Annotated in this window: 19 protein-coding genes; 11 read left to right on the plus strand and 8 right to left on the minus strand. The window is 67.0% G+C overall.

Features of this window, described 5'->3' with window-relative positions:
• The 5 genes from pulA to AC07YR_RS21850 all read left to right on the plus strand — a co-directional run.
• On the plus strand, nucleotides 1-3,041 hold a 3,041-nt coding region (gene pulA / locus AC07YR_RS21830), incomplete at its 5' end, for a pullulanase-type alpha-1,6-glucosidase (RefSeq protein ID WP_494735232.1).
• A 21-nt stretch (nucleotides 3,042-3,062) separates the two neighbouring features.
• Entirely contained in the window at nucleotides 3,063-3,713 is a 651-nt protein-coding gene (locus AC07YR_RS21835; protein WP_494735233.1) for a nucleoside/nucleotide kinase family protein, read from the plus strand.
• A gap of 173 nt (nucleotides 3,714-3,886) precedes the next feature.
• Nucleotides 3,887-6,112 (plus strand): putative bifunctional diguanylate cyclase/phosphodiesterase, encoded by a 2,226-nt coding sequence (locus AC07YR_RS21840; protein ID WP_494735234.1) that lies wholly within the window; start codon nucleotides 3,887-3,889, stop codon nucleotides 6,110-6,112.
• 80 nt (nucleotides 6,113-6,192) lie between these two features.
• Nucleotides 6,193-7,212, plus strand: coding sequence for an aldo/keto reductase (locus tag AC07YR_RS21845; protein WP_494735235.1), 1,020 nt, complete (start codon nucleotides 6,193-6,195; stop codon nucleotides 7,210-7,212).
• Between the two features lie 21 nt (nucleotides 7,213-7,233).
• On the plus strand, nucleotides 7,234-7,884 hold the full coding sequence (locus AC07YR_RS21850) for an MBL fold metallo-hydrolase (RefSeq protein ID WP_494735236.1): 651 nt from the start codon (nucleotides 7,234-7,236) through the stop codon (nucleotides 7,882-7,884).
• Between the two features lie 133 nt (nucleotides 7,885-8,017).
• Here AC07YR_RS21850 and AC07YR_RS21855 read toward each other — a convergent pair whose 3' ends face one another.
• Nucleotides 8,018-9,925 carry a DEAD/DEAH box helicase gene (locus tag AC07YR_RS21855; protein WP_494735237.1) on the minus strand — a complete coding sequence of 636 codons (1,908 nt, stop codon included), beginning with the start codon at nucleotides 9,923-9,925 and terminating at the stop codon, nucleotides 8,018-8,020.
• A 425-nt stretch (nucleotides 9,926-10,350) separates the two neighbouring features.
• On the opposite strand from AC07YR_RS21855, the gene AC07YR_RS21860 reads away from it, so the two are divergent.
• Both AC07YR_RS21860 and cycA read left to right on the plus strand, forming a co-directional pair.
• Nucleotides 10,351-10,521 carry a hypothetical protein gene (locus AC07YR_RS21860; protein WP_494735238.1) on the plus strand — a complete coding sequence of 57 codons (171 nt, stop codon included), beginning with the start codon at nucleotides 10,351-10,353 and terminating at the stop codon, nucleotides 10,519-10,521.
• 370 nt (nucleotides 10,522-10,891) lie between these two features.
• Nucleotides 10,892-12,382 (plus strand): D-serine/D-alanine/glycine transporter, encoded by a 1,491-nt coding sequence (gene cycA / locus AC07YR_RS21865; protein ID WP_494735239.1) that lies wholly within the window; start codon nucleotides 10,892-10,894, stop codon nucleotides 12,380-12,382.
• On the opposite strand, the gene AC07YR_RS21870 is transcribed toward cycA, so the two are convergent.
• From AC07YR_RS21870 to AC07YR_RS21900, 7 genes are all read right to left on the minus strand, one after another.
• The gene (locus tag AC07YR_RS21870) at nucleotides 12,379-13,794 is read right to left on the minus strand and encodes an MFS transporter (protein ID WP_494735240.1); all 1,416 of its coding nucleotides are present in this window, start codon (nucleotides 13,792-13,794) and stop codon (nucleotides 12,379-12,381) included. The two genes, cycA and AC07YR_RS21870, sit on opposite strands and share 4 nt — an antisense overlap.
• A 123-nt stretch (nucleotides 13,795-13,917) precedes the next feature.
• Entirely contained in the window at nucleotides 13,918-15,660 is a 1,743-nt protein-coding gene (locus tag AC07YR_RS21875) for a CocE/NonD family hydrolase (protein WP_494735241.1), read from the minus strand.
• Nucleotides 15,653-16,621 carry an MBL fold metallo-hydrolase gene (locus AC07YR_RS21880; protein ID WP_494735242.1) on the minus strand — a complete coding sequence of 323 codons (969 nt, stop codon included), beginning with the start codon at nucleotides 16,619-16,621 and terminating at the stop codon, nucleotides 15,653-15,655. The genes AC07YR_RS21875 and AC07YR_RS21880 overlap by 8 nt, the downstream gene beginning before the upstream one ends.
• On the minus strand, nucleotides 16,618-17,586 hold the full coding sequence (locus AC07YR_RS21885; protein ID WP_494735243.1) for an alpha/beta hydrolase: 969 nt from the start codon (nucleotides 17,584-17,586) through the stop codon (nucleotides 16,618-16,620). The genes AC07YR_RS21880 and AC07YR_RS21885 overlap by 4 nt, the downstream gene beginning before the upstream one ends.
• Before the next feature lie 5 nt (nucleotides 17,587-17,591).
• Complete coding sequence (locus AC07YR_RS21890; RefSeq protein WP_494735244.1) at nucleotides 17,592-18,722, minus strand: FAD-dependent oxidoreductase; 1,131 nt, start codon at nucleotides 18,720-18,722, stop codon at nucleotides 17,592-17,594.
• A gap of 46 nt (nucleotides 18,723-18,768) precedes the next feature.
• A complete protein-coding gene (locus tag AC07YR_RS21895) occupies nucleotides 18,769-19,722 on the minus strand; it encodes a phosphotriesterase family protein (protein WP_436058909.1) in 954 nt (317 codons plus the stop codon).
• Between the two features lie 50 nt (nucleotides 19,723-19,772).
• Nucleotides 19,773-20,783: a phosphotriesterase family protein gene (locus tag AC07YR_RS21900; protein ID WP_494735245.1), complete on the minus strand. Its 1,011-nt coding sequence runs from the start codon at nucleotides 20,781-20,783 to the stop codon at nucleotides 19,773-19,775.
• Nucleotides 20,784-21,036: 253 nt separating this feature from the next.
• Here AC07YR_RS21900 and AC07YR_RS21905 point away from each other — a divergent pair, with 253 nt between their 5' ends.
• The 4 genes from AC07YR_RS21905 to AC07YR_RS21920 all read left to right on the plus strand — a co-directional run bounded on the left by AC07YR_RS21905 (nucleotide 21,037) and on the right by AC07YR_RS21920 (nucleotide 25,452).
• Nucleotides 21,037-22,797, plus strand: coding sequence for an MFS transporter (locus tag AC07YR_RS21905; protein WP_494735246.1), 1,761 nt, complete (start codon nucleotides 21,037-21,039; stop codon nucleotides 22,795-22,797).
• 74 nt (nucleotides 22,798-22,871) lie between these two features.
• Nucleotides 22,872-24,044 carry a cytochrome P450 gene (locus AC07YR_RS21910; protein WP_494735247.1) on the plus strand — a complete coding sequence of 391 codons (1,173 nt, stop codon included), beginning with the start codon at nucleotides 22,872-22,874 and terminating at the stop codon, nucleotides 24,042-24,044.
• Nucleotides 24,041-24,235, plus strand: coding sequence for a ferredoxin (locus AC07YR_RS21915; RefSeq protein WP_436058913.1), 195 nt, complete (start codon nucleotides 24,041-24,043; stop codon nucleotides 24,233-24,235). The genes AC07YR_RS21910 and AC07YR_RS21915 overlap by 4 nt, the downstream gene beginning before the upstream one ends.
• Nucleotides 24,232-25,452 (plus strand): NAD(P)/FAD-dependent oxidoreductase, encoded by a 1,221-nt coding sequence (locus AC07YR_RS21920; protein WP_494735248.1) that lies wholly within the window; start codon nucleotides 24,232-24,234, stop codon nucleotides 25,450-25,452. The genes AC07YR_RS21915 and AC07YR_RS21920 overlap by 4 nt, the downstream gene beginning before the upstream one ends.
• Nucleotides 25,453-25,454 lie beyond the last annotated feature (2 nt).

Raw genomic sequence — 25,454 nt, forward strand, 5'->3', positions numbered from 1 at the left:
CCCTCAACCGGAAACTCCTCGCTGCTCTGGCCGCGGCCTGCGTCACGCCCCTCACCCTGGGCGGCCTTGCCCTCCCCGCCTTTGCGGACCACACCGCCGCTCCGTTGGCTGTGGCCCTCGTAGGGTCGCTGCAATCCGAGATCGGCTGCCCGGGCGACTGGCAGCCGGAATGTACAGCCAGCAGGCTGCTGCCGGTGGAGGGGTCCGCGACCCTCTACCGGGCCACGTTCGATGTCCCCGCCGGCACCTACGCCATGAAGGTCGCCCTCAACAATTCATGGGATGAGAACTACGGGGCCGGCGGAGCGGCGGGTGGCGGCGACATCGTGCTCAACGCGCCGGGAGGACCCGTGACATTCACGTACGACCACGCCAGCCACACCCTCACTGACGACGTGCCGGATGCGCTCGGAGCCGAAGCCGGCGCGCACTGGCTGACCGCAGACACCATCGCATGGAAGGCACCGGCGGCCGAAGGAACGGAGTACCGGCTTTACAGCGCGCCCGACGGCGGCCTGGCGGTCGCGGACGGACAGGTTACCGGCGGTTCCTCCCTTCGGCTCGAGCGGGATGCCGAAGGTCTGGACGCCGGGATTGCGGCCAAGTACCCGCATCTGGCAGGCCTTGCCTCCCTGCGGCTGACGGAAGCCGACGCGCTCCGGGCCAAGGAACTGCTCAAAGGCCAGCTGCTGGTGGCCGCCCTCGGGGCGGACGGCAAGGTCACAGCCGCTACCGGCGTCCAGGTCCCCGGCGTCCTGGACACCGTCTACCCCGAAGCGGCGGAGCAGGAACTTGGGCTGACCTGGAAGGGCAAGCGCCCGGAGCTTTCGCTGTGGGCCCCCACGGCCCGCAGCGTCACCGTCCACACCTACGCCTCCGGCTCCGGCGGCGAACCCGTGGCCAGCAGGGCCATGAAACCCGCCGGCGACGGCGTCTGGTCCATCACCGGGGACAAGGACTGGAATGGCGCCTACTACTTGTACGAGGTGGAGGTCTTCGTCCCGGAAACCGGCAAGGTTGAGCGCAACCTCGTCACCGACCCTTACAGCGTGGGTCTCTCCGCCAACTCAGAACGCAGCCTTTTCGTGGATCTGGATGACAAGTCGCTGGCGCCGGCCGGCTGGGCCAAGCTGCAGAAGCCGGCGCTCAGCAAGCCGGAGGACCTCTCCCTCTACGAGCTGCATGTGCGCGACTTTTCCATCACCGACGACTCCGTTCCGGCCGAGCACCGCGGCACTTACAAGGCGTTCACGGACGCCGGCAGCAACGGCATGAAGCGTATGCAGGAACTGGTGGACGCCGGGATGAACGCCGTCCACCTGCTGCCTGTCAACGACATCGGCACCATCGAGGAGCGCCGCAGCGAGCAGCGCGAACCGCTCTGTGACCTGGCCGCCCTTCCCGCCGATTCCGAGGAACAGCAGGCCTGCGTTGCCGGGACGGCGGCCAAGGACGGCTTTAACTGGGGCTATGATCCGCTGCACTACACCACGCCCGAAGGCTCCTACTCCACCAACCCGGACGGAGCCGCCAGGATCACGGAATTCCGTGAAATGGTGAGCGCCCTCAACACCACCGGCGCGAGGGTCATCCAGGACGTCGTCTACAACCACACGTCGAGTGCCGGCCAGTCCGGGAGCAACAACCTCGACCGGATTGTGCCGGGCTACTACCACCGCCTGAACGCCGTCACCGGATCCATGGAGACCTCCACCTGCTGCGCCAACACGGCCACCGAGAACGCCATGATGGGCAAACTCATGGTCGATTCGCTGGTGACGCTGGCCAGGACCTACAAGCTGGACGGCTTCCGCTTCGACCTCATGGGCCACCACTCCAGGCAAAACATGCTGGACGTCAGGGCGGCCCTCGATGAGCTGACCCTGCCCAAGGACGGCGTGGACGGCAAGAACATCGCCCTGTACGGCGAGGGCTGGAACTTCGGCGAGGTGGCCAACAACGCCAGGTTCGTCCAGGCAACCCAGGCAAACATGGCCGGGACAGGCATTGGCACGTTCAACGACCGCCTGCGCGACGCCGTCCGCGGCGGAGGCCCGTTCGATCCCGATCCGCGGGTCCAGGGGTTCGCTTCCGGCCTGTTCACGGATCCCAACGATTCGCCGGCCAACGGCACCCCGGATCAGCAGAAAGCCGCCCTCCTCCTCGCCCAGGACCTGGTGAAGGTGGGCCTCACCGGCAACCTCAAGGACTACTCCTTCATCGACCGCACCGGCGCCGCCGTCAAGGGTTCGGACGTGCCGTACAACGGCGCCCCCGCCGGGTACACCAGCGATCCGCAGGAGGCCATCACCTATGTGGAAGCCCACGACAACGAGACGCTGTTCGACGCCCTTGCCTTGAAACTCCCGCAGGACACGGCCATGGCCGACCGCACACGGATGCAGACCCTCGCGCTCAGCACCACCGCCTTCGGCCAGGGCATCTCCTTCTGGCACGCCGGAGGTGAGTCCCTGCGCAGCAAGTCCCTGGACCGCAACAGCTACGATTCCGGCGACTGGTTCAACGTCCTGGACCACACGGATGCCACCAACGGCTTCGGCCGCGGCCTGCCGGCCAAGGCTGACAACGAGGACAAGTACAGCTACCTGCGCCCGCTGCTGGCGGATCCGGCCCTGAAGCCGGCGTCCGCGGAGATCGCGGAAGCCCGCGGACGCGCCGCGGAACTGCTGCAGATCCGCAAGAGCACGCCGCTGTTCCACCTCGGCGAGGCCGCGTTGGTGCAGCAGAAGGTGTCGTTCCCTTCCGGCGGGCCGGAACAGACCCCGGGTGTGGTGGTGATGCGTGTTGACGACTCCGTCGGGACGGACGTGGACCGGAACCTGCGCGGACTCGTAGTGGTGTTCAACGCCTCGGATGAGGCCACCAGCCAGACGGTGGCCGCCACCGCAGGATCCACCTATGCCCTGCATCCGGTACAGGCCGGGGGCATCGATTCCGTGGTCAAGACGGCAACTCATGACGCGGCGTCCGGGACGTTTACCGTCCCTGCCCGCACCGTGGCGGTGTTCCAGGCAAAATAGCTTCGGATTAGGCTGGTGCCCATGGCATCTTCCCCGCCGGACGCGCTACGGCATCCCGACGTGACGGCGGCCGTGGCGGACCTGCGCGGCCGCCTGGCGTCGGGGAACCGGATACTGCTCGGCATCACGGGCTCGCCGGGGTCCGGGAAATCGACCTTTGCAGCCGCTCTGCATACCCTCTTTGGCCCGGACGTGGCTGTGGTGGTGCCGATGGACGGCTTCCATCTGGGCAACGCGATTATCGAGGGCACGCCGCTGCGGCAGCGCAAAGGGGCAATCGACACGTTCGACGTCGGCGGTTACCTCTCGCTGCTGCAGCGGCTCGCGCGTAGGGATGAGTCGGTGGTTTACGCGCCGGATTTCCGGCGCGAAATCGACGAACCGGTGGCAGCCTCCATTGCCGTGCCGGCCTCGGTCCCGCTGGTGATCACCGAAGGGAACTACCTCCTGGCGGACCACCCTGTGTGGCAACAGGTCCGGGCCCAGCTGGACGAGGTCTGGTTCATGGACACTTCCCCGGCTCTTCGCCTGGAGCGGCTGGTGGACCGGCATGTGCACTTCGGCATGGACCGGCCTGCCGCGGAGGAATGGGCCGCCTGTTCCGACGAGGCGAACGCCCGGCTGATCGAATCCACCCGCGACGCGGCGGACCGGGTCATCCCCTGGTCCTAGCCTCCCGGGGTGTTTACCGCCCGGTGCGCCGAAATTTCTCCTGCATTTTTTCGGCGACACAGGGCCATGGCACCGCAGCCCTGTTAGCCTGCTCCTAGGATCACCGGACCATCATCGGGTCTCAGCCGGTGGCTGGATCCCCCGTGGCTCCTGGACGCAGAGGACAACAGCACATGGATGCGCAAGTGCCGGGCACTGCTCCGGGGACGGCCGCCGCACCGCCGGCTGGCAGCCACCCAGGTGCGGCAGGATCCCCCGGCCCAGATGCGGCCGGGCCTGAACGCACGTGGAGCCTGCAGCGCGAATGGTCCCGGGCATTCCTGGTGATGCTCGCTGCGCTGTTGATCGGCGCCGTCGTCACCATCGTGGGGGTGCGCGGCCTGATGAACCAGGTGGAGGAAACCTCCCACCGGCTGCAAGTGGAGCTCGAAAAGGTGGAGGTCCTCCGCTCGGCCCTTGACGCCCATGAGCAGCTGGGACACCAGCTGCTTGCCAACGCCCCCGCGGACCGTGCTGCCTTTGTCCGGCAGCAGGATGAGATCTCACGCCTGTTCGGGGAAACCGCCGCCGTTTTGCCGGGTGACACGGCAATGCGGGAAAAGCTTGACGCTGCGCGGCAGTCCTGGCAGGAAGCCTTGGCGGCCCATGGCCTGTGGGGCAGCCAGGTGCAGTCCCTCCAGGGCAGCCATATAGACCAGACCCCGGCGTTTGCCGCGTCCAGCGCCGCGATCCGAATGCAGCTGGCGGATATCCGGCGGTACTCCCTGGCGGAGATGGATGACGGGCTCGCGCACAGTGCCGAACTCGAACGGTTCTTGTTCATCGGGCGCAGCGCCTTGTTCGTGGCGGCATTGGGCGCCACCGCGTACTTCCGACGCAGGATGGTCAAGGACATCATTCGGCCGGTGGAAAGCATGCACCACGGCGTACGAAAGCTGCAGGCCGGGAACTACAACCACCGTATTGAAGTCTTCCGCCGCGACGAACTCGGCGAGCTGGCCGAGGCGTTCAACGGGATGGCCCTGGCTGTACGCAACAGCCACGAGGCGCTCACCCACCGCGCAACCCACGACCCCCTCACCGGCCTGGCGAACCGCGCGGCCCTGATGGAACACCTGACGGCATCGTTCGGGGCGGGCAGCACACGCAGGAACCGGAACGAGGGACTGCTGTTCATCGACATCGACGACTTCAAGGAGGTCAACGATTCGCTGGGCCATGAGCGCGGCGACGCCCTGCTCGTTCAGCTGGCCGCCCGGCTCAAGGCCTGCGTCCGCTCCGACGACATGGTTGCCCGCCTCGGCGGGGACGAGTTCGCGATTGTGGTGATGGACGACGACGCCGGCTCCGTCACCGCCGGGATCGCCGAACGGATCCACGAGGCACTGCGTGCGCCTTTCTTCGTCGGCGAGGACCGGCTGACTGTCACCGCGAGCATGGGCGCCGTGCAGCGCCGTCCGGACACCTCGGACGCCGCCGAGCTCCTGCGGCAGGCGGACTTTGCAATGTATCTGGCCAAACACGGCGGAAAGGCCCGGTTGCAGCTGTTCGACGCCGAAGGCTACGACCATATGACCTATCGCGCCGCCCTGAAGCGGGATCTGGCGGCGGCGGCGCCGGAGGGCCAGCTCAGGCTCGAATACCAGCCCATTGCGGACCTCACCAGCGGAGCCATCCTCGGCGTCGAAGCGCTGGTGCGCTGGCAGCACCCCACGCTGGGGCTGCTGGCCCCCTCGGAATTCATTCCCATTGCGGAAGAGACAGGGGACATCGACGCCGTCGGCTGCTGGGTGCTGGATACCGCCAGCCGCCAAGCTGCCGGCTGGCGGAAGGCCCTGCCCCAGTGCGCAAACCTCTGGGTTGCGGTCAACCTGTCCACCATCCAGCTCCCCAATCCGCGGAATCTGGCGGCCATCAAGCGCATCCTCGCCGATCCCGCGGCGCAGGCGGACAAGGTGGTGCTGGAAGTGACCGAGACAGCCCTCGCGGGCAGCACGGACGGCGGAATCGCGGCTCTCAAGACACTGAAGGAGACGGGCGTCCGGGTGGCAATCGACGATTTCGGGACGGGGTACTCCTCGCTGAGTTCGCTGGCGGTGCTGCCTGCGGACATCCTCAAGATCGACCGTTCATTCCTTGGCCGGCAAGCGTCCGAAGCGCAATCGGCAGCAATGCTCGAAGGAATCCTGGGCCTGGCCCGCATGCTCTCCCTCGAGGTGGTGGCCGAAGGAGTTGAGGACCGCCGCCAGCTGGAGCTGCTCCGGGCACTGGATTGCCACATGGGGCAAGGCTACTTCCTGGCCCGCCCGGCCCCCGCCGAAATGATCGTGGCGCTACTGGCAGCAGGAACCCCGCTTCAGCCCGGCCCCGCGGAGCTTGAGCAGGCCGTCGATTCATGAGGAATACTGGCCTTCCCGCGGGAGTTCTTGGCTAGGACGGCACTTCCCCGAATACGCAAAGCAGCGAATTGGAGACCCCTATGGCACCGGCATCCGCACCATTAGTCCACCTCGGCGACGGATTGAACGTCAGCCCTTTAGGGTTCGGCGGCATGGCCCTCACCCCGGTCTACGGCGAAGTGGACCAGGGTGAGGCCCTCCGCACCCTCCACCATGCCGTTGATGCGGGCGTCAGCTTCATCGACACTGCGGACATCTACGGTGGCGGCAGCAACGAGGAACTGATCGCCCAGCTGCTGAAGGAACGACGGGGCGAAGTGCAGCTGGCCACGAAGTTCGGGCTGGTGGGCACTCCCGCCACCGGTTACACCGACATCCGGGGAGACGCCGCCTACATCCGGCAGGCAGTGGAAGCCAGCCTCCGCCGCCTGGGCACCGACACCATAGACCTGTACTACATGCACCGCCGCGACCTCCGCGTTCCGATTGTGGAAACCGTGGAGGCCCTGGCGGCGCTGGCGCAGCAAGGCAAGGTGCGTCACCTCGGCCTGTCCGAGGTGACGGCCGAGGAGCTGCGGGAGGCCAGCAGCGTCCACCCGATCGCCGCGGTCCAGAGCGAATGGTCCATCTGGAGCCGCGATGTGGAACGCAACGTTGTTCCCGCGGCGGCCGCGCTTGGGGTGGGATTTGTGCCCTATTCGCCGCTGGGCCGGGGATTCCTCACCGGCACAGTGGACGCTTCGAAACTCGGGAGCGGCGACTTCCGCCGCAACATTCCCCGCTTCGCCGCTGATGCGGCGGATGCCAACCAGGGCGTGGTGGCCGCGGTGCAGGCCGTCGCCGGCGAGCTCACCATCGCCGGCAAGCCGGCAACTCCGGCCCAGGTGGCTCTCGCCTGGCTGTTTGCCCAGGGCAAACGGCTCGGCCTGCCCGTGGTTCCCATCCCGGGCACGCGCAAGGCGGAACGGATCGACGAGAACCTGGGTTCGCTGGCGCTGGACTTCACCCCCGGGCAACTGGAAATGCTCGACGCCGCCGCGGACGCCGTCGTCGGCTCCCGCTCAGCGGACCCCACCTGGGTGTCCCAGGGCCGTGAGTAGGGCCTCCGTAGACTGAAGCCCATGGATTCCCTCATTCACGACCTGCGTGACATCACCATCCGCCGGATTTCTGTCAGCGAGATGGACAACAACGTGTATCTGCTCACCAGCAAGGCGTCGGGTGCGCAGCTCCTGATCGATGCGGCCGATGATCTGGCCGCCATCCAGGGGCTGCTTGCCGACTCCGCCGCGGACACCTCCGCGACGCCGAAGCTGGCTTTGATTGCCACCACCCACCAGCACTGGGACCACGTCCGCGCGCTGCGGGCCCTGGTGGAGGCCACCGGGGTGAAGACGGCGGCCGGGACGGACGACGCCCCGGAGCTGCCCGTTCCGGTGGACGTACTGCTGGATCACGGGGACGTCGGCAACTTCGACGGCTTCGACGTGACGGCTGTGCACCTGCGCGGCCACACACCGGGGTCAGTGGCGCTGGTGTACCAGGACCCGGCAGGCCCTGCGCACATCTTTTCCGGCGATTCGCTGTTCCCCGGCGGCGTGGGCAACACGCAGAAGGATCCGGCACGCTTCAACCAGCTGATCACCGATGTCAGCGAGCGGCTGTTTGGTGTGTACCCGGATGACACCGTGGTGCACCCGGGTCACGGCAAGCCCACTACCCTCGGCGCGGAACGCCCGCACCTTGAGGAGTGGCGCGCCCGCGGCTGGTAGCTTTCGCTGCGCTTTGACGCTGGCGCTGCGCTGCGTGATTTGCGCTACGCAAAATGCCGGTCGCTGCGGATAAACCCGTCGCGTCCGGCATTTTGCGTAGCGCCAGCTACTTTACGTAGCGAAAACACGATCCTTAGCGGCTGCGGCGTTCATTCGACGCCGGAGCTGACGCACGGCGGGGGGCGCCGCTGCGTGCCGGACGGCCTTCGCCGGAACGGCCGTTGCCGCCGCCGGAGTAGGATCCGCCCGAGGTGCCGCCGGTGTTGGAGGACCAGACTGCTGCGTTGCCGCCGGCCGAGCCGGACTTGCTGCCGGCAGCGGCGCGCTGGCCCGTTGCCGGACGTCCGCTGCGCTGGCCGCCCGTTGCTCCGCCGGTGCGGGGAGCGCCGCCGGTGCGGGGAGCGCCACTTCGCGGTGCACTGGTGCGGGTTGCCCCGCCGCGGGCGTCGCCACGGCCGTCGGTTGCACGGGCGTCAGACCCGCGGCCGGCCGATGCACGGCCACCTGCTGCGGGAACGTCGTTGTGGTGCGAGTAAGCAGTGGCACGGCCACGGCCGCGGGCATTGCGGCGCTCGGCGCGCTCGGCGTCGGCGCGGTCCTGGTTCTTTTCCGCCACGCGCTCAGCGGCGTTGCGGGCAGCGGCCTGGCCTTCATAAGCCACGGCGCGTCGCTCGGAACGCGGAAGATCCGTACGGGGAGCCTCAGCCGAAACCCGGCCGCGTCCGCCACGTCCGCCGCGGCCGCCCGCGGTGGGTGCAGCCTGCGTAGTGCGGCGTGCGCGCTTGCGCTCCGCGTTTGCACCGGTGGAGGTGCCGCCGCCCTGGTTGGACTTGGCAGCCAGCAGTGCGGCGCGGGTGCGCGGGTCGATCTTGTCGGCCATTTCGCCCACCAGTTCTGCAACCAGCGGCGAGTTGGCGGTGACGCGCTCGAAGTTGACCTCGACGCCCGCAGCCTTCATGAGCTTCTTGACATCGGACTGCTGCTCCGGCAGGGTCAGCGTGACCACGGTGCCGTCGGAACCGGCGCGGGCCGTACGGCCTGAGCGGTGCAGGTATGCCTTGTGCTCCGTGGGCGGGTCAACGTGGATCACCAGTTCGACGTCGTCCACGTGGACGCCGCGGGCGGCGACGTCGGTGGCCACCAGGACGCGGACGTCGCCGGAGGAGAACTCGGCGAGGTTGCGGTCACGGGCGTTCTGCGACAGGTTGCCGTGCAGGTCGACGGCGGGGATGCCGGCGTCGGTCAGGGTCTTGGCAAGCTTGCGGGCGTGGTGCTTGGTGCGCATGAAGAGCACGCGGCGGCCGGCACCCGAGGCGAGCTCGACGATCAGCTGCTTCTTGACGGTCTGGTCGTTGACCACCAGTACGTGGTGTTCCATGGTGGTGACCGCGGCCTGCGGGTCGTCCACGGAGTGGGTCAGCGGGTTGGACAGGTAGCGCTGGACGATCTTGTCCACGCCGTTGTCCAGGGTGGCGGAGAACAGCAGGCGCTGGCCCTGGCTGGGGGTCATGTCCATGAGCTTCTTGACCACCGGCAGGAAGCCGAGGTCCGCCATGTGGTCTGCCTCGTCCAGCACGGTGACCTCAACGGCCTCGAGGGTCAGGATGCGCTGGCGGATCAGGTCCTCCAGGCGGCCCGGGCAGGCGATGACAATGTCGACGCCGGCGCGCAGCGCCTTTTCCTGGCGTGCCTGGGAGATGCCGCCGTAGATCACGGTGGTGTTCAGGCCCATGGCCTTGGCCATCGGCTCGATCGTGGCGTTGATCTGGGTGGCCAGCTCGCGGGTCGGCGCAAGGACCAGCCCCATCGGGCGGCCCGGCTTGCGGAAGTGCTTGGCTTCCCGCTCAGCGAGTCGTGCTACAAGCGGGATGGCGAAGGCAATGGTCTTGCCGGAGCCGGTGCGGCCGCGGCCCAGGACGTCGCGTCCGGCCAGGGTGTCCGGGAGGGTCTTGACCTGGATGGGGAACGGTTCAACGATTCCCTGGGCGGTCAGTGTGTCGGCGAGTGCTTTGGGCGTGCCGAGGGCAGCAAAAGTAGTCATGTGTTTCAAAGGTCTTTCAGGCGGTATCCGTGCGGATATCGGCCCCCGGTGCCGGTTGGCCCAGGGGTTCGCCGAAGAAAAGTCAGGTGATCAACCGGATTGCCGCCAACCTTGCGGTAGCGGCGGACGGGACCAAATAGAACGCGTTCATCGACGCAGGATGTGCCTCTCACATGAAAAAAACCCACTCCCTGCCGGACAAATCCTTCGGGGGATCCGGTTGATGAACCGAATCAAAGTGGGCATCACTGCACATCAAGTTCCACCAGTCTAGCATCCGGCGGGCTGCCCGCCCGAACGGGCACTGTTTCGGGGCGGGCAGCCGCCGCTCCGGCCCCACTTCTGCAAGTGCCACCATGGCGGACCCATCCGGATCCGGCCTGGCTCCGAACCAGCACGGGAAGATCTACCCGAAAGGACATGCCATGGAACTCGAAGACAAGGGCCGCAACGTCGTCATCCATCATCTCGGAGGGGCCAAGCGGCCAGGCCGGCTCACCGGCTATGGCGAGTCCAGACGGGAAGACCGGGCGGGCCAGATGGGGGCAGAGCCCGAGGAAGCTGCCGAATCAGGTCCAACAACGGACTACACTTGATGCCTTGAGGCTCGACGTTTGTCGAGGACCGAGCGACCCGGGCTGCGGCTGAACCGCGTTCCAGGAAGACGAAACCAGGGAGGCCCCGCGATCGCCGCCTAGCCCGGCACGAAGCGGGAGAATGCCCTTTCCCGCTCCGGAAGCCAGTTCAGGCGCAGCGACGCCCGCCGTCGTCATTGGAGCGTCCGGCCTGCCGGGACCGGCCCCAACTCCCCCGCCGAAGGGCTCAGAACCGGGCCTAGTCTTGATTCACCCCAACTGTTACCTACGTCACATTTGTGGCGGCTCCGTGCAGACGGCGGCGCGGCACCCCGCCTGCAGGGCAGTCCGCCTGCGACGCAGTCAGCCTGAGACAAGGAAAGAAGCACTGATGTCTGAACGCACCACCACGGTTGCCCGGAACACTGCAACGGAACCCACCAAGGGAGGGCACAGCCAGGAACCGCACCTTGCCCGCGCGCTGAGCAACCGGCACATCCAGCTGCTGGCCATCGGCGGCGCCATCGGCACCGGCCTGTTCATGGGATCCGGCAAGACCATCTCCCTCGCCGGCCCGTCCGTCATCTTCGTCTACATGATCATCGGCTTCATGCTGTTCTTCGTGATGCGGGCGATGGGCGAAATCCTGCTGTCCAACCTGAACTACAAGTCCTTCAGCGACTTCGCCGGAGACCTCCTGGGCCCCTGGGCCGGGTTCTTCACCGGCTGGTCCTACTGGTTCTTCTGGGTTGTTACCGGCGTCGCGGACATCGTGGCAATTGCCGGCTACGTGGACAAGCTGGCCCCCGGAACCCCGCTGTGGATCCCCGCGCTCATCACCCCCGTAGTGCTGATCCTGCTGAACCTCCCCACCGTCAAGGCCTTCGGGGAAGCCGAATTCTGGTTCGCCATCATCAAGGTGGTGGCCATCGTCGCACTGATCGGCACCGGCATCGTTATGATCGCCACGAACTTCACCTCCCCCAACGGCGCGGTGGCCAGCCTCGCCAACATCTGGAACGACGGCGGCATGTTCCCGCACGGCATGTTCGGCTTCATTCTCGGCTTCCAGATCGCCATCTTCGCCTTCGCCGGCATCGAACTGGTAGGCACTGCGGCGGCTGAAACCAAGGACCCGGAGAAGAACCTCCCCCGGGCCATCAACTCCATCCCCGTCCGCGTGCTGCTGTTCTACGTAGGCGCCCTGGTGGTCATCATGGCTGTCAACCCGTGGCGTACCATCGACGCCGCCAGCAGCCCGTTCATCGGCATGTTCACCCTCGCGGGCCTGGGCATCGCCGCCGTGGTGATCAACCTGGTGGTCCTTACCTCCGCGGCGTCCAGCGCCAACTCCGGCATCTACTCCACCTCGCGCATGGTCTACGGCCTGGCCCAGGACGGCAACGCCCCGAAAGCCTTCGGCAAGCTGAGCATCCGCAAGGTTCCGCAGAACGCCCTGCTGTTCTCCTGCATCTTCCTGCTCGCCGGCCTGGTGCTGCTCTACTCGGGCGACTCCGTCATCGGCGCGTTCACCGTGGTCACCTCGGTTGCGTCCGTGCTCACCATGTTTGTCTGGTCCATGATCCTGATCAGCTACATTGTGTTCCGCCGCCGCCGTCCCGAACTCCACGCAGCCTCCGCCTTCAAGATGCCCGGCGGCGCCTTCATGCCTTACGTGGTGCTGGCATTCTTCGTGTTCATGCTCGTGGCGCTCGCCCAGGCCGAGGACACCCGCCTCGCCCTGGTGGTTGCTCCCCTGTGGTTCCTGGTCCTTGGCGCGGCCTGGTACTTCAACCGCAAGACGCCGCTCCAGCAGGCACGGATCGTTGAGTGGAAGGCTGAGTCTGATTCGGACAGGGCAAAAGTCAACGCCCTGAACTAGGACGATTTCCGCGCCGCAACCCGCGGCGCAACGACCACAGCGACGACGGCGATGGCGACCGTGAGAGCGAAGACTCCCGCGAAGGAGGCGCCCGACACTCCGCCCGCCGTCGTCGTTGTGGTTCCCGCCGCCGTTCCCGCTAAGGCACTGAACACGATCCCGGTGGTGGCCAGGGCCAGCGCACCACCGAGCGAATCTGAAATGGACATGGCCGAGCTGTTGAAGCCCTCGGTGTCCGGAGTGGACATGGCCAGCGTCATCACGCTGAGGCGCGGATACATCAGGCCCATCCCGAAGCCGGCGGACATCCAGCCGGCAATCGCGACGCCGGCCGGCCAGCCCAGGACGGTGGTCACCAGGGCAAGGACGACGGCGGCAAGCACCATCGCCGACCCGGCCCTCATGGCCCGGAGATTGCTGAGCTTCGCGCCCATCCGGCCCTGCACGGCCGAGGCGCCGGCCCACGCCAGGGCGCCGCCGGTGAGGGTCAGCCCGGCAAAAGTGGGCGAAAAGGAGTACCGCTCCACCAGCAGGTACGGAAGATAGACCTCCGCTCCGAAAAACGCCGCGGAGACGAGCCCACGGGCCAGGATGACGCTCGGCAGCCCGCGCCGGGCAAGCAACGTGCCGCGGGGCACCAGCGGACGCACCGCCACGAACGCGATCACGACGGCGGCCGCCGCCAAGAAAGCTCCGGCGCCCGGAACCTGCGCGGAAAGGTTCAGGCCCAGCACGGCCAGCGCCGCAAGGGCGGCCCACGCGAGCCTGCCGTAGGACCAGCGCCCCGGCTCCGAACTTCCCTCCGGCGCGCCGCGGAGTCCGCGCAGCGCAGGCACGATCATCAGGAGGGCCGGAACCACCAGCCCCACCACGCCCAGGAACACCCAGTGCCAACTGGCCGCCTGCGCCACGATTCCGGCCGCGAAGGGTCCCACCAGCGAAGGAATAACCCACGCCGCGGAAAACGCGGCGAAAATCTTCGGGTGCAGCACGGGCGGATAAACGCGCGCCACCACAACGTACAGCGCAACGGTCATGGCGCCGCCGCCCAGTCCCTGCACCAGGCGCCCGGCCACCAGGACAGCCATGCTTCCTGCCGTCCCGGCGATCAGCAGCCCAAGGACGAACAGGGCCACTGAGGCGTACAGCGGTCCCACTGGGCCGCGCCGGTCGGACCAGTTGCCGGCCGCCACCATGCCGATCACGCCGGTAGCCAGCGGTCCGGCGAAGACCAGGGCGTACAGGCCGGCGCCCTCCAGTTCCCGGCTGACCAGGGGCATGATGGTGGTCACGGCCAGCGACTCAAAGGCAGCCAGGAACACCAGGGCACACGCGCCGGACGTCACGAGCAGGTAGTGGCGGTGCAGGATTCCTGCAGCCTCAGGGGCGGCGGCGGGGGCGCTACGTTGCACGGTGATGGCCTGATCAGTCGTTTCGGATGCGTGCCTGCCATTAAACACCCCAGGCCGTGATGTCCAGGGTCATCCTGAACATCACGGCCTGTGCTGCGTGCCGGGAACCCGGCCCGGCGGAGACTATTCCGACTGGCCTCCCGCCGTGTTGGCCTTCGTGGTGAACGGCAGGAGCAGGCGGGACTGGTGGGCGGCGTCGCGGTAAATCTTGTGGGTGACGGGCCGGCCCACCGGGAGGTGGAAGGCGTCCGGCGGGAGCAGCGAGTTGTGCTCATCTGCCAGCGGCTCGGCGTTGGACAGTTCCACCGTCAGCTTGTGGCCCGGCCTGAACGTGTTCGCGAACGGGTAGAGCCGCAGCACGTATTCCTCGATCTGCCCCGGCTCCACGGGCAGGGAACGGGTGTGCGGGTGGTAGGGGTTTCCCTCGGTGGTGCGCTCATCGAGCTCGCGGTGCGAGGCCTTGAGGTATCCGCTGGTGATGAGCTGGCGCTTGCCGTTCGGGGCGTAGTCCCACAGGCGCAGGATGAAGTTGGTATCCGGCTGGTCGATCTCGGCGAAGATGTGTGCTGCGCCGGTGCCGATCATTTCCGTGTCCTCTTCGAACGGCTCGGTGGACCAGCTGATGATCTGCACCTGGTCGGTGACCGTCAGCGGGGCCTGGTAGAAGCCGTCCGGCGCGGCATATTCGGTGCCCATCAGCTCGGGCTCACCGGAGAGCTTGTGGCGCGGGCGCAGGTACAGCGGCTTGTACTCGATGTCCTTCGGCGGCCACTGGTCCGCAGTCACCACCTGGCGGGAGCCCTCCACGAAAACGCTCACGGCAGGCTCATCCATCACGCCGTTGTCGATGCCCTTGATCCAGTAGTCGTACCACCGGAACATCTTGTCGTGCTCCTCGATGAAGGGACGCGACTGCATCGGCGGGTAGGGGCCGATGTCCAGTTTCTTCGGGCCATTCAGCTCGTTGAACAGCTCGATGGTGCCGTCCAGGGTCCAGCCGCGGCCCTGGTCCAGCTGCAGCCACACCGGGATGTCGATGTTCGGGGCCAGCGTGACGGGGTTGCGTTCCTCGTACCAGTCCCCGTCCAGTTCGTTCATCACGATGTCGAACCAGGCTTCGTGGTTTTTCGGGTAGTTCAGGACGTGGACCAGGTTGGGCCAGGCGGCGACGTCCGGGTCCTGGAGGCGCCTGGCGACGAGCTCCTTAAGCTCGCCGGGCGGGTACTTCTCGATCATCCGGGACTTCACGCCGTCGGTGAAGGCCCAGCCGGAATCGCCTCCCCGGCCTTCGCGGGCAGCGCGGGGCATGAACCACATGATGCCGCCGTGGTACGTGGTCTCGTAGAAGTCGTAGTGGCCGCCGGAGACGAAGATTGCCTTCAGGTGCGGCGGGCGCTCGGCGGCGGCCAGCACCTGCATGGAGCCGAAGTAGGAGATGCCCACCATGCCGACGTTCCCGTCACACCACGGCTGCTCCGCTACCCACTCGATGAAGTCGTAGGCGTCCTGGCCCAGCGACACCCCGCCGGCGTTGTAGTTGCCGATGTGCTCACCGCCGGAGTGGCCGGAGCCGCGCAGGTCGCCGATGACGTGGACGTAGTCCTCCTTGACGATGCGGGCAATGTCGCCGGCCTCGATGCAGCCGTCCCACATCGGGCTCGGGCGCCGCTGCGGCGGGGTGGTCAGCGCCAGCGCCTGCAGTTCCTTGCCGTAGGGGCTCAGTGCCACCAGTGCCGGGCGCGGCTTGTCCTCGGCGCCCTGGTAGGCGTCCGCGGCGAGCTCGACGCCGTCGCGCATCGGGACCCGCAGGTCCTTGCGCACGGCGATTTTCTCCCCGCCGGCATTCAGTAACTGGCAGTCATCCATGAGTGCTTATCTCCTCATCTTGGGTCAAGTGGTCCATCGTCGTGCGGTAGCCGTGGAGCGTCGTGAAGAACGGGGACGGCTCCAGGGTGGGGTCCCCCTGATACCCAAGGTCGTCGGCCACCCGGGCGAAGGGCGAATACGGTGAGTCTGTGTCCTGCAGTCCGGCAGCCAGGCAGCCGCAGGCCGCATCCTTGACGCGGGCTTCGATGTCCAGGCTCCCCTGGAGCGCTTCCCGAGCCTGCCCGGCGTCGAGCTCCACGCCGTAAGGTGTGCCGTCCGCGCGGCGGTACGGGTGCCCCAGGTAGAGGTGCTGCGGACGGATCTCGTCGCCGAGATACTGCAGGCTCCTGCGGTAGCCGGCGGGGTCCACAAAGCCGGGAAATCCGTTGGCCGCACCGTGGACCTGTACGGCGTCGCCGACGAACACGTCGTTTTGTCCGTCCAGGACGTACGCGACCGACCCGGCGGTGTGTCCCGGAATCGAGTGGACTGAAACGGTGACGTCGCCGCCGAGGGAGATGGTCTCGCCGCCGCGCACAAGGAGCGTCGGCTCCATCTCCCCCGAGATGACGGCGTTCGTTGCGGCGGTCAGCTTTGCCTCGCCGTCGGGGTCCTGCAGATACTGCGCCCGTCCGGCAAGGTATTCGTCCACGTGGGCCCGGCGAGAGCGGAGCATCGGCGCGTCAGCCTCGTGGATGACCACCTGCGCGCGCCGCCCGGTGAGCTCCCACAAGGCAAACGCACCCCCAATGTGGTCGATATGGCCGTGTGTCAGAAAGATCCAGCGGACGTCCTCGATCCGGCGGCCGATCGCCTCCAGTGCCGGCACCATACCTTCTGCGGGCGAGGAGGCGATTCCGGTGTCCACGATGGCGGGCTCCGGAGCGTCGATGAAGAAGCTGTAGAGGCCGAACCGCCCCCACGGCGAGACGATCGGATGAACGGCGACCGGCTTCGTCATTGCGCTGTGCTCGCGAAAGACGGTGTGCCCCCGTTGGACCCGGGCCCAGCGTTGAGGAATTCACCGGTCTCCTCGTACGCCCGGTAGAACTCCGGGATCCAGGCGAAGTTCTGGACGAATCCGTGGTTGGCGCCCTCATAGCGGCTGACTGTCGCGGCCACGCCGGCTTCCTTGAGGCGCCGGCCGTACAGTTCACCCTCGTCCCGCAGGGGGTCATGCTGGGCCGTGATGACCAGGGCTGCCGGCAGGCCGGCGAGGTCCTGGCGCTTGACGGGCGAGACGAGCGGGTCCGCCGGGTCGGCCCCGTTATTGAGGTAGAACGAGTTGAACGGTGCGAGGCCTGCAGTCTCCAGTCCGTACCCCTCGGCGTTCTCCCGCAGTGAGGGGTAACGGTCGACGTCGAAATCCAGGTCCAGCGACGGGTAGAACAGGATCTGGTGGGTGATCCGGTTGAACCCGTCGTCGTGGGCTTTCGCGGCGACGGCGGCGACGAAGTTGCCGCCCGAACTGTCGCCGGCGATGACGAGGTTCTTCCCGTCCCACTTCAGGTTTTCACCCTTTCCGGCCGCCCAGCGGACCACGCCGTAGCAGTCCTCAAGCCCCGCGGGGAACCTGGCCTCGGGCGCTAGCCGGTAGCCCACCGAGATGACCTTGTGGCCGGTTTCCTTGGCCAAGGCCCGCGCCACGTGGTCATGGGTGTCCAGGCTGCCCAGGAAGAACGCGCCGCCGTGGAAGTAGACCAGAAGGCCGTAGGCGTCCGTCTCCACGGGCGTGTAGATCCGCACCGGAACCTCGCCGGCCGGCGTCACGGCCGTGGCGTCCTCGACGGAGTGGAGCGGGAGGCGGCCCTCCAGCGGCGGGACCTGGGCGGCCGCGCCGGCACGCATGGCTTCGGGGCTCAGGGGGGAACCGTCGGGTGCCGGCAGGGTTGCCAGGATTTTGGCGATTTCAGGATGGATGGCCATGGCGTTCAGGCCCTTGCCGCCGCAGCAGCAGGCTTCTGGGACGCGGGCTTCTGCCCCGGAAAGACGTCATTGACCTCTTCCTCGCTCCAGCCCTGGCGCGAGATGCGCTGCAGCTCGTCCGTCACCGGCTTGCGGGTTGCCTGGAACAGGGCCAGCGCCTCCTTAACCGAACCGGCCCGGGACAGCGCATCGGCCAGTGCTCCGGCGTCTTCAATGGCAGAGTTCGCGCCCTGGCCCTGGTGGTGCAGCATGGAGTGCGCCGCATCGCCCATCAGGACCACCGAGTCGGTGTGCCAGATGTCCACGGGGTCGATGTCGTAAACGGCGCGGATGTTGACCAGGTCCATGTCGAGATCCCGGGCGATGCTCACGATCCGCTCGTCGAAGCCCTCCACAGTCTTCAGGAGTTCTTCCTTGGTGATGGCGGGCGCCCAGGTGCCGTCCGGGTTAAGTGCGGTGATATCGAAGGACATCTGGTTGCGGTGGCGCAGCGGCAGCAGGTAGACCTTCGTGCCCCTGCCCATGTACATCCGCAGATTGTCGTCAACCACCATCCCGTGGGCGTCGTCGGCGGAGATCACCACGCGGTAGGCGTGCTCGCCGGAGAACACCGGGCCCTTGTCGCTGAAGAGCTGCTCACGCACAGCGGACTTGATGCCGTCGGCGCCAACCACCAGGTCGGCCTCCACCGTCTCGCCGTTGGCAAAGGTCAGCACGGAGCGATCTCCCTTGTCCGCGATTGTCTCCAGCCGGTGGCCGAGCTGCACCATGCCATCGGGAAGAACGCCGAGGAGGGCCTCGATGAAGTCGCGGCGGTGGATGAGGTAGGTCTGCTTCTCTTCGCCGAACTCCGGCCAGGTGTCCTTCATGATGGGCTCACCGGTTGCGGTGAGGATTTCGAAGTAGTCGCTTGCCGAGCTCACCTTGGCGATCTCGTCGAAGATCCCCCACTGGCGGAACCGGGACATAGTGGCGGGGCGCAGGCCGATGCCGGCACCGACCTCGCCCATCTGGGGAGCCTGCTCGTAGACCGTGACGTCCGCACCGAGCAGGCTCAGGGCCTTCGCCGCCGCTGCGCCGCCGTAGCCTGCGCCGACGATGGCGATCTTGAGGTTCTTGATGTCTTCAGCCTTCATGGTTTCATCTCTTTCTTGACTGTGTAAGTTTGGGGTTTGTCCGGGGTCAGGCGGTCAGCGACAGGAAGTCGGCCGGGTTGTCCTCGAGCAGGAGTTTGAGGGTGGCGTCGTCGATGCCGGCCGCGCGCATGTCGGGGATCATGTCCTCGAAGATGTAGTTGATGGTGTGGCCCTTCACGCCTGGCCAGCCCAGCGGGCTGCAGTTTGCGTCGGCCGAGACGAGGAGCTTGTCCGCGTAGCCCTTGTTCACAAGCTTGACGAAGTGCTCCATACGTTCGGCGCGCTTGCGGCCCCAGAACGGCGGATCCGGCAGTTCGAGATCGTAGCCGAAGGTGTCGAAGCCGATCCGGCCGCCCTGCTCGTAGATCCAGTCGTGCGGGGTTATCGGAGCGTTCAGGCCGTCGTCGGCGTGGCCGAAGAGGACGCGGTCCAGCGAGAGGCCCTCTTCGTTGAAGATGGTCACGGCCGGTTCGGGGTCGATGGCCAGGTGGGTCAGGATCGGCGCACCGGTGACGACGGCGGCGCGGGCGGCGGCCCGGTAGATGCGCTTGTCCAGGTCCGTCATTCGTCCGCCCCGGCTCACGCCGACCTTGATGACGCCGGCCTTGGCACCCGTGCTGCCGATGCCGACGGTGATCTCGTGGATGAACACCTTGGTGAGGTAGTCCACGGTGGCGCGGGAGAAGTGCGGCAGGGCGGTATCGCCGCCGACGAAGCCGGTGCATGCCACGATGTGCACGCCCGTCTTCCGGGACAGGGACTTGTAGTAGTCCACGTCGCGGCCGTTGCAGATGCCTGTGGCGTCCACGAAGGTACCGCCGCCGTATTCACGGAACTTCCGCAGCTTCGGCACGGTTTCCTCGTACGCCTGCTCCGGCGACTTCCACCATTTTGTGTCCAGTTCAGACCCGGGCATGCCGTAGCCGATGTGTTCGTGGACCGCCACGATTTCCAGTTCTTCGGCCGGGATGGTTCCCAGCACGGTGTTGACCTTGGTCATTCGTTCACCTCAGGGTTTCGAAAGCTTGTTGGGTGGGGGCGGGCGCGTGTTTAGCGCACGGTCAGCAGGTTGCGGGGGTTGTCCACGAGGATGCGCTGCGCGTCTTCTTCGCCCAGGCCGCGGGCCTTGAGGAACGGCACAAACGTGGTCAGGATGTGGCTGTAAGGCAGGTTGTACTCCGGCAGTCCCTTTGCCACGCCGATCGAGTTGCCCGACAGGATGATCTTGTCGGCATGGCCGGCCTCGACGAGCTCGAGCACCATCTCGGCGCGGGCGCGGTCGCTGAGGTAGTCCGGGTGCTCATTCAGGCCCACGTGGTCGATCCCGACGAACGCTCCGCGGCCTGCCACCTCGACGGCGGAACCGGCAGCGTCCTTGCGGTCCAGATCGCCCACCAGTACCCGGTCAGCTCCGATCTGCTCGGCCAGCACGACGTCCAGGTCATGCAGGGCGTCGGCGCCGAAGCGGATGGAGACCGGGACGCCGGTGTTCTTTGCGGCGCGGGCTGAGCCGCGGAAGAGGCTTTCCTCGGTCGGCGTCATACCGGCACGGTCGGCGACGGTGGCGACGATACCGGCGGCGGCTCGGCGCTCGACCCGGGGAACCACCATCCCCTCAGTGACCTCCTTGCCAAAGAGATCACTGAACTTCTCTGCCGGCCACGGGGTGGGCGGGTTGGTCTGCGGCGTCAGGAAGTACCCGCCGAGCTCTTCCTCCGGGCCCAGGCCCGTGGAGGCGACGATATGGACGCCGGTGGAGCGTGACAGCGCCTCGTAGAGCTTGAGGTCTCGGCCGTGGAACATGCCGGTGCTATCGACGATGGTCTGGCCGCCGTGCTCGCGGAAGTCGGTGAGCTTGGCGGCCAGGACCTCGAAGATCTCCGCCCGGTCCATCGAGATGTCGGGGGCGTACTGGGCACCGGGGAGCACCGACAACAACGCCTCATGGACCGCGACAACGCCCAGTTCAGAAGCAGGTACGGGGCCCAGGACCGTGTTGACGGTTTGCCCGGCGGGGGCATCAATCGCGTCGGCGGTGCCGGCGGGGGTGGGGTGACTCACGGGGCTTCTCCCTTAAGGATCGGGTGCTGAATGCTGGGGCGCCGCGGAGTTGGATCGTGCCGTCGCCCCGTTGCGGTGTAGCCACCATCACACATTCCTTTACATCATGTCAAGGAAATAATCGCAACGTACGACTAACGACCGGGAAAGCCAGATGAACCCTCGTTGCGTAAGTGCTCTTGACATGATGTAAAGCTTCCAGACAAACTGTGGGGAGCGCCACATCCGGTTCGGAAACAAAGGAGTTTCATCGATGAGTCAGAACAACATTGCAGGGACGGGCACTGCACAGAAGGGCATGGGATCGAGCCGCGGCTCGGTACGAGCCACTTTCATCGCCGCCTACAGCGCCGTCACGCTCGCGCAGATCACCAACGCGCTGCCGGGTGCCCTCAGCGGCACCTTTGCGGTGGAATTCCACACCTCGGGCGCTGGCCTGACCTGGATTGCGGGCATGTTCCTGATGGGCATTGTGGTGTTTGAGCTCAGCTGGGGGCTGCTGGGCGATCTGTTCGGACGCAAGAAGCTGCTCTATGTCGGCGCTGCAGTCAGTGTTGTCGGCTCCGTTATGGCCGCGCTGGCGCCGACGACCGAGATGATGATTGCCGCGCAGGCTGTCGGCGGCATCGGGGCAGGCATCCTGTTCCCCATCTCGCTGTCCATGATCGCGGCGATCACCCCGGACCACCGGGCGCGGGCCCGGGTCATTGCCACGTGGGCAGGCTTTCTGTCGCTGGGCGCGGTGATCTCCCCGGTGCTCGCAGGCTTTACGGCGCAGTTCTTCACCGTGCCGGGCGTTGCGCCTGGCTCGCCGAACACATTCAGCGGCTGGCGGGTGGCCTACCTGGTTGCGGCCGGCGTTGCCGTGCTCGTTCTCCTCGTCGCGCTCCGGGCGAAGGACTCGGCGGCCGCCGAGGGACGCAAGCTGGACCTGCCCGGCCAGATCACCCTCGCGCTCGGCCTGATCGCCGCCCTCTACGCCACGGTGACCGCGGTGGACGCCGGATTCGGCAGCGTCCAGGTGATCGCCAGCTACGTCGTCGGCGGCATCCTTCTGGTCGCCTTCGTCGTCATCGAATCACGCACCGAGCAGCCACTCATCCACCTGTCCCTCTTCAAGAACAGCGCTTACTCGATCACCGGCATTGTGGCGGTCACGGGCATGTTCGCTTTCCTCGCGATCTGCTTCAGCACCAGCGTCGCCGTCAGCGGACTAGCCCTGGCCGAGACCTGGAAGGTCGGTGTGCTGTTCGTCTTCATCCAGGGTCCCGCATTCGCCTTCATCCCGGTGGTGGGGTGGCTCATCCACCACGTTGCCCCGCGTTGGGTGCTCACCGCGGGCTTCGCCCTCATGGCCGTCTCCGGTTTCTGGCTCTCCACCTTCGCCCTCGGCACTCCAGAGGCCTTCGGCGGCACCCCGTGGACGGCCTTCATTCCGCCGCTCCTGCTGCTGGGCATCGGATTCGCACTCACCGTCGGCTCTGTCACCGCTGTTGCCATCAATACCGTCCCGCCCCAGCAAATCGGCATGGCTTCCGCAACGACGAACCTCCTGCGCGACCTCGGCTTTGCCCTCGGACCCGTCATCGGATCAGCCATCGCTTTCGGCATCGGAGCCACGGCCTTCGCCGGTCCCCTCGCCGGAATCCTCGGCGGGGCAGGGCTGCCTGCAGAGGCCGCCGCCGGGCTGGCGAAGGTGCCGCCGCTGGGCTTCCTCGCCGGCTGGGACGGCGTGATCGCGCAGTTCACGGCCCAGGCAACGGCCGGCGGTGCACCCGCCCCTGCCGTTGACGTTATGGTCCAAGCCCTCAATGGCGCACAGCCGCAAATCATGGGAGTGGCCGGGACCTCGCTGGGCCAAGGGTTCCAGGCGGTCTACCTCACCGCGGGTATTGCGGCGATCCTGTCCGCCATTCTCACCCTCTTCATCTCCGCACGGTCCTCGGCACCTGCGTCCGATGCCATCGCGGAAACCCCCGACACCACTGCCGCAAACGCCGAGGCCGCCGTCTAACACTGACGGCCTCCGGCTTCGACCAACCACCTACCACCTACCACCTACCACCTACCACCCGCAAGGAGAACACCATGACTGCACCCCTCGAATCAGACATCGACATCTGGAATGACGACATCCTTGTCGACCCCTACCCCACCTATGCCGCGCTCCGCGAACAGGCCGCAGTTGTCCACCTTCCCAAGAACGACCTGTACGTCCTGACGCGCTACGACGCCATCCGCGATGCCCTCGGTGATCCGGAAACCTTCTCGTCCACCAGCATCGGTTTTAACCCCATGGTGAACGAGGCGCTGCAGGGCACCTCGCTTGCCTCTGATCCGCCCACGCACACGCAGCTCCGCGCCACGCTGTCACAGAACCTCACTCCCCGAGCACTCCGCGGATTGAAAGTCGTCATCGACGAAAAGGCCGACAAGCTCGTGGCAGAGCTCGCCGCCAGCGGCAGCTTCGAGGCCGTCGATGCCCTGGCCCGGGCGTTCCCGATCGAAATCGTTGCCGACCTCATCGGCTTCAGCGGACACGTCAAGGACAACATGCTGCGCTGGGGCCAGGCGGCGATGCAGGTCATCGGCCCGCTGAACCAGCGCACGCAGGAGAGCTTCCCGATCGCGGGCGAGCTATACGGCTGGTGCTCGTCGGTCACCGCCGAAGACCTCACGCCCGGCTCAATCGGCCGCGGAATTTTCGACGCCGAGACACGCGGCGACATCCCCCAAGGCTCTGCGGGGCACATCATCCACCAGTACCTGGGAGCGGGCGTCGACACGACGATCGCGTCTATCGGCAACATCATCGCGCTGTTCGGCCGCCACCCCGAGCAGTTCGAGCTGGTCCGGGAGAACCCTGAACTGGTCCCCGCGGCGTTCGCCGAGGTTCTGCGTTACTGGGCACCGGTCCACATCTGGGGCCGCAAGGCAACCCGCGACGTCGAAATCGACGGCGTCACGATTCCGGCGGGCGCCCAGGTGGGCATCCTGTTCGGTGCCGGCAACCGCGACCCGCGGCACTACGAGAATCCCGACACCTTTGATGTGCGGCGCAATCCGGTGGAACACCTCTCCTTCGGCTACGGGCCCCACGGCTGCGCCGGCCAGGGCCTGGCGAAACTTGAAGCGCACGCAATCATCGAAGCACTGGCCCGCAGGGTGAAAACGTTGACGATCTCCGATGAGGTCCGGGAGCCCAGCAACATCACGCGGAGTTTCGAATTGCTCCAGGTCGAAAAGGTAGTGGCAGCATGAGGATCGAACTGGACCGGCCGCGCTGCGAGGGACACGGCCTGTGCGAGGAAGCCGCGCCCAAGCTGATGCACCTCGATGACGACGGCGAACTGGTCATCGACGTCGCGGACGCCGAAGGGGCCGACCTGGACGCCGCGAAGGCGGCGGTCCGGGTCTGCCCGGTGGCCGCGCTGCGATTGGCCGCGGCATGACGATGCGAAGGATAGTGGTGGTCGGCAACGGCATTGCCGGACTGACGGCGTGCGACTCGTTGCGCTCGGCGGGCTTCGACGGTGAGCTCACCGTCGGCGCCGAGCGCCACCACCCTTACAGCCGCCCCGCCCTGTCCAAGGCGCTTCTGCACGGTGACGATGCCCTCCACGCGCATGAGCTCCCCGAGCCCACGCACGAAGCAACGGAACTGCTCGGCGTGGGCGCCGCGGGCCTGGACCCGGACGCCCGGCTGGTTCGCCTGGACGGAGGCGGCGAGCTGCCGTATGACGGCCTTGTCATCGCCTCCGGTTCCCGGGCGAAGCGCCTTGGTCCGGGTGCCCACCAGAGAGGAGCAGGCGGAGCGCAACAGGATGGCCCCGTCCGCGAGCTCACCCTGCGGACCATCGAGGACGCCATCCTCCTCAAGGAAAGCGTTGCATCACGCCCGTCGGTCATCGTGATCGGCGGCGGACCGCTCGGCATGGAGGTTGCGTCCGGTTGCCTGCACGTGGGCTGCGAGGTCACCCTCGTCTCCGACGGCACGCCGCTGTCGCACCAGCTGGGCGACCATCTGGCCGGCATCTTCACCTCCGCCGCCGTCGGGCGCGGACTGCGCGTGGTTGGCGGCGGGAAGGCCCGTCTTGCCGATCACGGCGACGGCGCAAAAGTTGTCCTGGCCGACGGCACCGAGCTCGAGGCGGATCTCGTCGTTACTGCAATCGGCGATGAGCCGAACGTTGACTGGCTGGCCGGCTCGGGACTCCTCACCGACGGATCGCTGCGCGTCGACTCCCGCGGCCGGATGCGGCCGGACATAGTGGCCGCCGGCGACGTGGCCTTTTTCCCCACCCTCCGCGGCGTGCAGCGGGTTCCGCTGTGGACGAGCGCCATCGACCAGGCCAAGGTCGCGGCCGTCGGCCTGCTGCAGGGCGACGCCGCACCCGAGTTCAACTTCCAGCCCTATTTCTGGACAGAGGGCTTCGGGTTGTCGCTCAAAGCGGTCGGCTTCACACCGGTGGCGGGTGAACCCGACTACTGCGAACCGGGAGCGGAGAGCGAGTCGCTGCTCCTGCGCTGGGACAATCCGGACGGTTCCGGGACCGCCGCCGCGGTCAACTACCGGATCCCGGTCCCCAAACTGCGCCGGCTGGCCGACGCCGGGCCGGACGCGCTGCGTTCGCCCGCACTGCGTCCGCCCGCGCCCGCACGGGTTTGACG

This window comes from Arthrobacter sp. GW460-12-1-14-TSB2 (assembly GCF_059423525.1).